Here is an 11,049-nt window from a genome sequence, read left to right as displayed (position 1 = left end):
GACTAAACTTATTGATGGTTGATGACAAGATTCCTGCAGGAGCTAAGCTTTACTAGAATTAAAAAAATTAGTAATTTTTGGTTGTAAATTTACACATTTACGCCACACTTACGCCAATTTAAAATGGAAAGATAACTACAAATAGTAAAGCGTAGTATATAGATTTAATAAAAGAGCAACTCTCTGATAACGGGGGTTGCTCATTTTTGTTATTAAATTCATGAAGAAAATATAGCAACTAATTTACCACCACATAGTTAATATGACGCCCTTTTTAATGTTGATGGGTTACTGATATCATTGAACTTTTAACGTTTGATTTTAAATGACACCTTTTTTAATGTGTCTTTCAAAATATAAGTGAAAAATACGCTATACATGTGTTTTGAATATAGGAATTATGTGTTATTGAGGTTAAACGCAGTAAAATATAACATATTGTTATTATAAAAGTCGCTGTTTTCAAAAAAAGACGCCGAAAAATAGACGGTTGACATTAAAAAAGTTGCTATATTCTTTATAAATTGCTCTAAATTCGTTTGATTGGTATTATAAAAGGTATTGTTTTCATAAAAACTACAGAAAATTAAGCGAATGGTATTATAAAATGGTTCATGGTCTTACAATTAGCCATCTTCATTTTCTTTTGAAATAATGCTTTTTCTTCTTCAGTTAAATTAATTTTGAGCTGAACATTTCTAATTCTATGTGTCACGACAATCACTTCCTTTGTCTAAAAAATGGGGCCTTAGAGTTCTCCCTAACAAGTTAAAATTGCTAAAAAAAGAAGCAGTTCCATAAGGGGCTGCTTCATCAATTTTCGGTAAGTGGGTACACACTTACTGTGCTTGCTACAAAAGTATAGTTTGTATAGTATAGCGTTAAGCTAGTATTTAATTTTAATTTAATTTTAATTTTAAGTTCTTTTTTTTAAACCTATTTTAATTCTGAAAGTATTAAAATACTTCTGTCCTAAGGATAAAGAGATTGTGAATTTAATGGTGAGGAGGAAATTTATGATTGATGTAATCATGTTATCTATTTTAGTTATTTCGTTTTTTCTTATGACAGGGTTTGTAAATTGGATTGATAAAGAATTAAAAAGATAGAGGTGATGATAAATGTTTATTATGATAGTAATTATTATATTACTTTCTTGTTATCTTTTGTATGCTTTGGTAAACCCAGATAAATTTTAACTTATATTATAGAAAGAGGAAGGTAATATGAATACTATACTCAACGGCGATGAGGAAAATGAAAAATACTTTTGTTTAGAAATGAAAAAGCTTATTTGTTCTGGTAAATTACAAGAAGCTATTCAAATTATTTGCAATTTTATGTCAAAACATCCAAATTCTGCTATACCTCATAATTTATTAGGGATTATATATGAAAAAAAACGTAATCATATTCTAGCAATGAAACATTTTAGAGCGGCGTGGTGTTTAGATCCAACTTATTTACCTGCTCGAGAAAATATGTCTAATTTTAGTAGTTTTGAAACGATGCATAAATTTTTTTATGAAGAGTCAGACTGTTCTAAAAGCGAGCAAAAATATGAGATTAAATATGATAGTAGACATATCGCACATGTCGCTGAAAAAAATAAATTTATGTAAATGGAGGGTCATTTATGGTACAGATAGTTTGTACATTATTATTGTTTATGGTTATCATCTTTCCGATTGGAAATTATGTTTACCATGTGTCTGTTGGTAAGAGAACATTTGCAGATCCAGTATTTGATAAAATGGATAATTTTGTGTTTAGGATACTAAAAATAGATACATCAACGATGACTTGGAAAAAATATGCTATGTCATTGTTGATGGTCAATTTATGCCTAGTTTTCATTGGGTATTTGATTTTAAGAATTCAATCAATTGGATTTTTAAATCCTAATGGTATTAGTGGTATGGAAGAATCATTGTCTTTTAATACCATTATATCTTTTATGACAAATACGAATTTACAACATTATGCTGGAGAATCTGGATTATCATATTTATCTCAAATGCTTGTGATTATTATGATGATGTTTACTTCTGCTGCAACGGGTTTTTCTGCATGTATTGCTATGATTAGAGGTTTGTTAGGTAAAAAAATGGGTAATTTCTATGTTGATTTTATCCGAATCATTAACCGATTTTTATTACCTTTATCAATGATTATTGGATTATTTCTTGTATGGCAAGGTGTTCCACAAAATTTGAATTCAAATATTGAATTAACAACAATAGAAGGAAAAATTCAAGAAATTGCATCTGGTCCTATAGCAGCATTAGAATCTATTAAACATTTAGGAACAAATGGTGGGGGATTTTTAGGTGCCAATTCAGCTACACCTTTAGAAAATCCAACAATTATTACAAATATTATCGAATTATTTTCAATGATGATTTTGCCGGTTTCTTGTATTTTTGTTTTTGGTAGAATGGCATATGATAAGCATGAAGAATCAAAAGCAAATAACAGAGTTTATACTTTGTCAACTAAAAATTGCAATAGAGCAAACAAAGTGTGGATTGGCAAGGAAGGAAGAACAATTTTCGTTGCTATGTCAATATTATTTGTTATTGGTTTAGGAGTTTGTTTTTGGAGTGAATCGCTAGGAAACCATGCAGTAGCACAAGCAGGTATCACAGAAACTTTTGGTAATATGGAAGGAAAAGAAGTAAGATTTGGTGTTGCACAATCCGCATTATTTACTACTGCGACAACATCTTTTACAACTGGATCCGTCAATAACATGCATGATACATTAACGCCATTAGGTGGATTAGTTCCATTAATGCATATGATGTTGAATGTTGTTTTTGGTGGAGCTGGTGTTGGGCTTATGAATATGTTAATCTATGCCATTATTGCCGTGTTTATTTGTGGCTTGATGATTGGTAGAACACCCGAATATCTTGGTAAAAAAATTGAAGGAAAAGAAATGAAACTTGCAGCTTTATGTATTATTATTCATCCATTATTGATTTTAGGTTTTAGTGCTTTAGCTGTATCTATTCCAGAAGGTGTTAACGGTATTACGAATCCTAGTTTTCATGGTTTATCGCAGGTTTTATATGAGTTTGCTTCATCAGCAGCTAATAATGGTTCAGGTTTTGAAGGTTTATTAGATAATTCATTATTTTGGAATATGAGTTGTGGTATAGTCATGTTTTTAGCTCGATATTTGCCAATAATCATTCAACTAGGTATTGCTGGTAGTTTGATGAATAAAATAGATATTAACGAATCTACAGGAACTTTAAAAACTAATACTCTAACATTTGCAATTATATTAGTAATTGTTGTTTATATTTTTGCAGCCCTAACATTTTTACCTGCAATTGCATTAGGACCAGTTGCAGAGATGTTGACATTATAGGAGGAATAAAAATGAGTAAAAAAGAAAAGAAGCAATTTATTACGAAAGATATCTTCTATTCTTCAATTAAAGGTGCTTTTACAAAGTTATCTCCAAAATATATGATAAAAAATCCGGTTATGTTTGTTGTTGAAGTTGGATTTATTTTATGTACAATATTAGTTTTTTTTCCTCATTTGTTTCATGATGAAGGAAGTAATTTAAGCCTATATAATGCAATAGTTGCAATTATTTTGTTTGTCACATTATTGTTTGCAAATTTTGCTGAGTCCGTTGCTGAAGGACGTGGCAAAGCACAAGCAGATACTTTAAAAAAGACAAAAAAAGATACGAAAGCACGTTTGATTTTAGATGATGGATCTGAAAAGGAAGTATCTAGTAGTGAACTAAAAAAAGGTGATATTGTACTTGTTAAAACTGGTGAATTAATTCCTAGTGATGGTGAAATTATAGATGGTATTGCTAGTGTTGATGAATCGGCGATAACTGGTGAATCAGCTCCTGTCACAAAAGAAGCAGGAGGAGATTTTGCTTCAGTTACCGGGGGTACTACTGTTGTTTCTGATTGGATTAAAATTGAAATATCAACAGATCCAGGTCATTCGTTCTTGGATAAAATGATTTCTATGGTCGAAGGCGCTTCTAGAAAGAAAACTCCAAATGAAATTGCCTTGAATACTTTGTTAGTATCTTTAACTATTATATTTTTAATAGTAATCGTCACATTATATCCTCTCGCTACATACCTAAATGTTAAAATTCCAATTTCAACGTTAGTAGCATTAACAGTATGCTTAATCCCAACCACAATTGGGGCATTACTTAGTGCAATTGGTATTGCAGGTATGGATCGTGTTACTAGATTTAATGTTATTGCACTATCTGGAAAGGCAGTAGAAGCATGTGGTGATGTTGATACAATGATTTTAGATAAAACAGGTACTATTACATTCGGAAATAGATTGGCGAGTGATTTTATTAATGTTGACGGTGTAGATGAAACGGATCTTGTGAAATATGCATGTATTGCATCGTTAAAAGATACGACACCTGAAGGGAAATCAACAGTAGAATTAGCTAAAAAGATGGGAGTTACATTAAATATTGATGATTACAAGAATGCAACATTCATTGAATTTACAGCTAGTAGCAAAATGAGTGGGATTGATCTTGAAGATGGTACTAAAATAAGAAAAGGCTCTGGTGAAGCCATTATTAATTATGTAAAAAATTTAAATGGATTAATTCCTTCTGATTTAAATGAAAAAGTGGAAAATATTTCAAAATTAGGAGGAACTCCGTTGGTAGTTTGCGCTAATGACAAGATTTTAGGTGTTATTTATTTAAAAGATACAGTAAAACCAGGATTGACAGAAAGATTTGATCGTTTACGTAAGATTGGTATTAAAACGATTATGTGCACAGGGGATAATCCTTTAACAGCTGCAACTATTGCTGCTGAAGCTGGTGTTGATGGCTATATTGCTGAATGTAAACCCGAAGATAAAATAGAAGCAATAAAAAAAGAACAATCATTAGGGAAAATTGTAGCTATGACTGGTGATGGAACAAATGATGCACCAGCCTTAGCCCAAGCTAATGTAGGAATAGCAATGAATAGCGGAACTACTGCTGCCAAAGAAGCAGCTAACATGGTAGATTTAGATTCGGATCCAACGAAAATATTAGAGGTAGTAGAAATTGGTAAGCAATTATTAATTACAAGAGGATCGTTAACTACATTTTCTATAGCAAATGATATTGCAAAATATTTTGCAATTATTCCAGCAATTTTTACAATTGCAATTCCACAAATGAACGTCTTAAATATTATGGGACTTAGCTCTCCATCAAGTGCAATTTTATCGGCATTAATCTTTAATGCGATTATTATTCCCTTCCTAATACCGTTAGCTATGAAAGGTGTCAAATATAAACCTATGAGTGCATCTAAACTATTGGGAAGAAACATGATGATTTATGGTTTAGGAGGCGTAATTTGTCCATTTATTGGTATTAAATTAATTGATATTCTCATTTCACCATTACTGGTTTTTTTAGGATTATAGGAGGATGTTTATGAAATGTTTATTTAATAAATTAAAAACACCATTTAAATTATCATTAGTAATGTTCGTAATTTGTGGATTGATTTATCCTATGTTAATGACAGGGTTATCTCAAGCTATCTTCCCACATCAAGCAAATGGAAGTCTAATTGAAATTGACGGAAAAGTTATAGGTTCTGAACTGGTTGGACAAGATTTTACGGATGAGAGATTGTTTCATTGTAGACCTTCTGCTGTAAATTATAATACTTTCACACAAAACGAAAAAGAAAGCAAAGGACAAGTTTTACCATCATCTGGAAGTGAAAATTTAGCATCAAGTAATCCTAAATTAGAAAAAAGAATTAATGATGATATTGAAAAATTTCTACAAGAAAATCCTACGATAAAAAGAGAAGATATTCCTGCAGATATAATAACTGCATCTGGATCAGGATTAGATCCACATATTTCTGTTGATGCTGCTAATGTTCAAATTGATAGAGTGTCAAAAAATACGCATATTTCTAAGGAGGTATTGAAAAAATTAATAAAGGATAATATTGAAAATAAATTACTTGGTATCTTTGGCGAAGAAAAAGTTAATGTGTTGCAATTAAATCTATCTTTAATAAGAGAAATCAAACAAAGTTAAAATCGATTTTTCTATAATTACTAATAAAGCAAAAATAGTATCTTATTGCTATACAAATGATAGTCTAAATAATTCTTTATTTGATTTTTTAGAAATGTTATAATATATAGAAATTTACACGAACGGAGATGAACACTGTGAATAATTTAATGAATGTATTAATAGTTGAAGATGAGTCCGCTATACGAAATTTAATATCAACTGCATTAGAAACAAATGGTTATAATTTCGAAATGGCTACGAATGGTAGTATGGCGTTGTCATTACTAGTTAAACATCAATTTGATATTATTTTGCTTGATTTAGGTTTGCCAGATTTAGATGGAATAGATATCATAAAAAAATTACGTACATTTTCATTTACTCCAATTATTGTAATTAGTGCCAGAAGCAACGATGATGACAAAATTACAGCCTTAGATATTGGAGCGGATGACTATATAACTAAACCATTTAGTGTAGAAGAATTGTTAGCTCGAATTCGCTCAACTTTGAGAAGAATTCAGTACAAAGAAAATACATTAAATAATGATAATTATTTTGTGAATGGACATTTAAAAATAGATTATATTGCTCAATCTGTATATGTAGATGATAAAGAAATTCATTTAATGCCTATTGAATACAATCTATTGTGCTTATTATCTAAAAATATAGGAAGAGTATTAACACATCAGTATATATTAGATAAAGTATGGGTTAACTCTATTGAATCTGATTTATCTTCATTAAGAGTTTATGTAACTTCTTTAAGAAAAAAAATAGAGAAAATATCAAATGAAAAATACATACAAACACATGTTGGGGTAGGTTATAAAATGATAAAAATAGATAATTCTGATGTTGAGGATAAAAATAATGAGTAACCAAAATACTGATTCTATCATGGTATGTCTTTCTCCTTCACCATCTAATATCCATGTAATTCGTGTTGCTAGTAGTATGCTGCGAAATAAAAAAGACCATTTTTATGCATTGTATATATCTGATACAAAAAGGACATTAAGTGATTCAAATCAGGAACAGCTAGATAAAAATATTGCTTGTGCAAAACAATTAGGAGCAGAGGTGGAAATTGTTTCTTCTGAGGATATAGCGGGTGAAATTTTTAAATTTGCTAATATATATAAAGTAAATAAACTTGTCATCGGAAAAAACATGAATATGAGATTTCATCTCTTTCAAAAACCAATTTATCAATATTTATTAGAGAATATTGAAGACATTAATTTAATTATCGTGCCAGTAAAAGAAAATAGAATATTCAAGAGATTAAACAATAAAAGTAAATTGACACTAAAATCGATTGTTACTAGTATTCTTATATTGTTTATCTGTACAGTAGTTGGTTTTGTGTTTTTTGATATGGGATTTCATGATTCTAATATTATTATGATTTACTTAATTGGTGTTTTATTGATTGCCTTAACTACATCAAATATCATATGCAGTGTCGTTTCATCGATTGCTAGTGTTATTTTATTTAACTTTTATTTTACACTGCCTATATTAAGTTTATCTTTTTATGATTCAGCTTATTTAATGACATTTGTAATTATGATTATAGTTGCTTTTTTAATAAGTACACTAATGAATAAAATTCAATTAACAGCTGCAAGTTATGCTAATATGGCTAATGTTTCTCGTATTTTATTAGAAAAAAACCAGCTTTTGCAAAAACAACAATCTGTGGAAGATATATTTAATTGTGGATGCAAACAATTATCAAATTTATTTAATAGAGATATTGCGTATTTTCCAATTGAGAAGTCTTCTATACAAAATCCTATTCTGTTTCCCAAAAAGGAAAATTCTTGTTGTAAAGAGTTTTTGAATGCTAATGAGATAGGCGTTGCAAAATGGGTAGCAATCAATGGAAAGCATGCAGGAGCGACAACTCGTTATTTATCAGGATCAAAGAGTATCTATTATGCTGTATTAACGGATGATAAAATATATGGAGTTATTGGTATTTATTTAGGTAACGATGTTTTAGAATCATTTGATAAACGTATTTTATTGGCTATATTAAGTGAAATGGCTATGTGCTTGGAAAATATAAAAAGTAATGAAGAAAAGAATGAGGCTATTATAAAAGTAAAAAAAGAGCAATTTAGATCTGATTTACTTAGGTCTATATCTCATGATCTCAGAACGCCGTTGACTTCGATATATGGTAATGCTGATGTGTTGTTAAATGATAATGGTAATTTGAAGAATGATAAAAAAAATGCTTTATACAAAAATATATATGACGATTCTTTGTGGTTGATCAATTTAGTAGAAAATCTATTATCAATAACTCGTATAGAAGATGGTAGCGTGAAATTAAGAATAGAACCAGAAGTTATAGAAGATGTAATTGATGAATCATTAAGTCATGTTAGTAGAATCAAAGATAATCGTAAAATTAAAGTGAATATTTCTGATGATTTTTTAATGGCGGATATGGATGCGAGATTAATTGTACAGGTCTTAATAAATTTAATTAATAATGCGATAAAATATACAGAAGATGAATCAACAATTTCTATAAACGCTTATCAAATAAAAAATAATGTGTACATTGAAGTGTGTGACAATGGAAGTGGAATAAAAGATATTGATAAAAATAAAATTTTTGAAAAATTCTATACTGTAAATCATTCTGTTGTCGATAGTAAGAAGAGTATGGGACTAGGTTTGTCATTATGTAAATCAATTGTTGAAGCACACGGTGGTGTTATATCTGTAAAAGATAATCAACCAACAGGGGCTATTTTTACATTTAGTTTACCGGCTACAAAGATAACTATAAATAAGAACATGGTTAATTGTTAAATAATATAAGGAGATGTTAGTATTGGAAGAGGCGAAAAATGGAAAATTAACAATTTTTTTTGGATATTGTGCAGGAGTTGGAAAAACCTTTTCTATGTTAAATACAGCTCAGCAAAAATCTGTTGAAGGTGTAGATGTAGTAATTGGATATATAGAAAGTCATGATAGACCAGATACACAGAACCTAACATATGGATTAGAAAAAATACCGACTAAAGAGGTACTTTATAAGGGGCATCATTTTTCTGAGTTCGATTTAGATAAAGCATTAGATAGACACCCTCAACTAATACTAGTTGATGAATTAGCTCATACAAATGCGCCTACTTCTAGACATAAAAAAAGATATAGTGATATTGAAGAATTATTGCGAGCAGGTATAGATGTTTATACTACGGTAAATGTACAACACATAGAAAGTTTACACGATGTTGTAGAAAGTATTACAAAAGTAAAGGTAAATGAGAGGATTCCTGATTATATATTTAATGATGCAGATGATGTTAAGCTAATAGATGTTGATATAAATGATTTAATAGAAAGGTTAAAACAGGGTAAAATTTATAGTAAGACACAAGCAAAAAGGGCGTTAGAGAATTTTTTTATAAAAGATAATTTAATAGCATTACGAGAAATTTCATTAAGGAAATGCGCTGATCGTATAAATTTATATGCAAAAGATGAAAATAAGCAATTTCTTAAAGAAAAAATATTGGTTTGTTTAGGAACATCACCAACGAATCAAAAAGTAATTCGAACCGCTTCTAAAATGGCTCAAGCATTTCATGGAGAGTTTACAGCTTTGTACGTTGAAAATTCTGATTCACAAGAATTAGATTTAAAAGCTTTCCAACAACTCAAAAAAAACATTTCTCTTGCAAAGGAGTTACAAGCAAACATTGTATCTACATCTGGTGATGATATAGCCTATCAAATTAGTCAGTATGCTAAAACAGCAGGAGTATCTAAATTAGTTTTAGGACGTTCATATCAAAAAAAATCAATTTTTAATAAACCAACGATAGTAGATAAATTAACAAAATTATCTCCTAATTTAGATATATATATTATTCCAGATAACAATTCGAGCAATCAAAATCTAAACAGTGTAAAATATCAATATCAAAATTTTTTTCGCTTTTCTACTCGGGATAGCTCTATTTCAATAAGTATATTATTGATTATAACCATCTTAGCATATTTCGCACAAATTGCGGGATTTGATATTACTACGATTATATTATTATATGTATTATCATCATGTATTATAGGTAGTTTAACATTACTTCCTATTTATAGTTTTATAATACCGTTTATAAATGTATGTTTAATAAATTATTTATTTATTAATCCAAAATATTCTTTGGAAATGATTTCATCAGAATATGTTATGGTATTAATTGTAATGATTGTCGTTTCCTTTATTATAAATGTTTTAAATTTTAAATTAAAGAAGGAAAAAAATAGCGCATCTTTACGTGCTTATAGCATGGAGGTTTTGTTAGAAACAAGCCAAAAACTACAACAAGCAAAAACTTACAATGATGTTATGAAAGAAACATGTGTTCAATTAAATAAATGGTTAAAACGAATTATTATTTTTTATCCTGTAAATAGAAAAATGTTAGATAAACCATATATTTATAATCCGAATAAACTTTTGGATGATAGCAATATATTTTTGACAGAAAAAGAAAGAACAGTGGCAAAATGGGTTTATATAAACAATAAAAATGCGGGTCCAACCACTAGCACATTGCAAGAAGCAAAGGCTTTGTATTTATCTATTCGGCGAAATGATAAAATATATGGTGTTATAGGAATAGATATGATTAGCAACAAAGCGTTAAGTCAATATGAAAAAAGTTTAATTAAAACAATTTTAAATGAAGTTTCTCTAGCAATGGATTCTTTAGAAAGATAATAATAAACACTCAAATGATTGTTATTTCATTTTTTATTTCCTCAATCTCTTCTTGCGGAAAATTGAAATCACCTAACCCAATCATCATGCTATCATTTTCATCAGGTACGGCCTCAATGATAGCTTGGGTAACCAAATAATCTAGGGGTCAATTTAGGGGACTGATGTCATATCGGCATGAACCTATAGACCCCTAGATTTGTTTTTAATGATTAAAAGGATT

8 protein-coding genes are annotated in these 11,049 nt (G+C 29.3%); all 8 read left to right on the top strand.

Translation table 11 applies throughout. The features are described from left to right. Positions 1-1,121: 1,121 nt before the first annotated feature. The 8 genes from kdpF (at position 1,122) to KTQ83_RS09925 (ending at position 10,826) form a co-directional block, all read left to right on the top strand. The gene (gene kdpF, locus KTQ83_RS12745) at positions 1,122-1,199 is read left to right on the top strand and encodes a K(+)-transporting ATPase subunit F (protein WP_117923998.1); all 78 of its coding nucleotides are present in this window, start codon (positions 1,122-1,124) and stop codon (positions 1,197-1,199) included. A gap of 27 nt (positions 1,200-1,226) precedes the next feature. Next, positions 1,227-1,622 (top strand): hypothetical protein, encoded by a 396-nt coding sequence (locus KTQ83_RS09955; protein ID WP_217256706.1) that lies wholly within the window; start codon positions 1,227-1,229, stop codon positions 1,620-1,622. A gap of 14 nt (positions 1,623-1,636) precedes the next feature. Next, positions 1,637-3,379 (top strand): potassium-transporting ATPase subunit KdpA, encoded by a 1,743-nt coding sequence (locus KTQ83_RS09950; RefSeq protein ID WP_217256705.1) that lies wholly within the window; start codon positions 1,637-1,639, stop codon positions 3,377-3,379. 11 nt (positions 3,380-3,390) lie between these two features. Continuing rightward, a complete protein-coding gene (gene kdpB / locus KTQ83_RS09945) occupies positions 3,391-5,448 on the top strand; it encodes a potassium-transporting ATPase subunit KdpB (protein WP_217256704.1) in 2,058 nt (685 codons plus the stop codon). 10 nt (positions 5,449-5,458) lie between these two features. Continuing rightward, complete coding sequence (gene kdpC / locus KTQ83_RS09940) at positions 5,459-6,082, top strand: potassium-transporting ATPase subunit KdpC (protein ID WP_217256703.1); 624 nt, start codon at positions 5,459-5,461, stop codon at positions 6,080-6,082. A gap of 128 nt (positions 6,083-6,210) precedes the next feature. Then, positions 6,211-6,948 (top strand): response regulator transcription factor, encoded by a 738-nt coding sequence (locus tag KTQ83_RS09935; protein ID WP_186998290.1) that lies wholly within the window; start codon positions 6,211-6,213, stop codon positions 6,946-6,948. Further along, the gene (locus KTQ83_RS09930) at positions 6,941-8,902 is read left to right on the top strand and encodes an ATP-binding protein (protein ID WP_217256702.1); all 1,962 of its coding nucleotides are present in this window, start codon (positions 6,941-6,943) and stop codon (positions 8,900-8,902) included. Before KTQ83_RS09935 ends, KTQ83_RS09930 begins: the two co-directional genes overlap by 8 nt. 22 nt (positions 8,903-8,924) lie before the next feature. Further along, entirely contained in the window at positions 8,925-10,826 is a 1,902-nt protein-coding gene (locus tag KTQ83_RS09925; RefSeq protein ID WP_244975838.1) for a sensor histidine kinase, read from the top strand. Positions 10,827-11,049: the final 223 nt, after the last annotated feature.

This window comes from Holdemanella porci (assembly GCF_019052655.1).
Lineage (GTDB): Bacteria > Bacillota_I > Bacilli_A > Erysipelotrichales > Erysipelotrichaceae > Holdemanella > Holdemanella hominis.
The sequence above is the reverse complement of the archived record's forward strand: the minus strand, read 5'-3'. Positions and strand labels throughout refer to the sequence as shown.

Excerpts from the sequence above, each read along its gene's own strand:
- KTQ83_RS09955 (WP_217256706.1), top strand. The coding sequence starts at position 1,227 with ATGAATACTATACTCAACGGCGATGAGGAAAATGAAAAATACTTTTGT.
- KTQ83_RS09930 (WP_217256702.1), top strand. The coding sequence starts at position 6,941 with ATGAGTAACCAAAATACTGATTCTATCATGGTATGTCTTTCTCCTTCA.
- KTQ83_RS09950 (WP_217256705.1), top strand. The coding sequence starts at position 1,637 with ATGGTACAGATAGTTTGTACATTATTATTGTTTATGGTTATCATCTTT.
- kdpF (WP_117923998.1), top strand. The coding sequence starts at position 1,122 with ATGTTTATTATGATAGTAATTATTATATTACTTTCTTGTTATCTTTTG.
- kdpC (WP_217256703.1), top strand. The coding sequence starts at position 5,459 with ATGAAATGTTTATTTAATAAATTAAAAACACCATTTAAATTATCATTA.
- KTQ83_RS09935 (WP_186998290.1), top strand. The coding sequence starts at position 6,211 with ATGAACACTGTGAATAATTTAATGAATGTATTAATAGTTGAAGATGAG.
- kdpB (WP_217256704.1), top strand. The coding sequence starts at position 3,391 with ATGAGTAAAAAAGAAAAGAAGCAATTTATTACGAAAGATATCTTCTAT.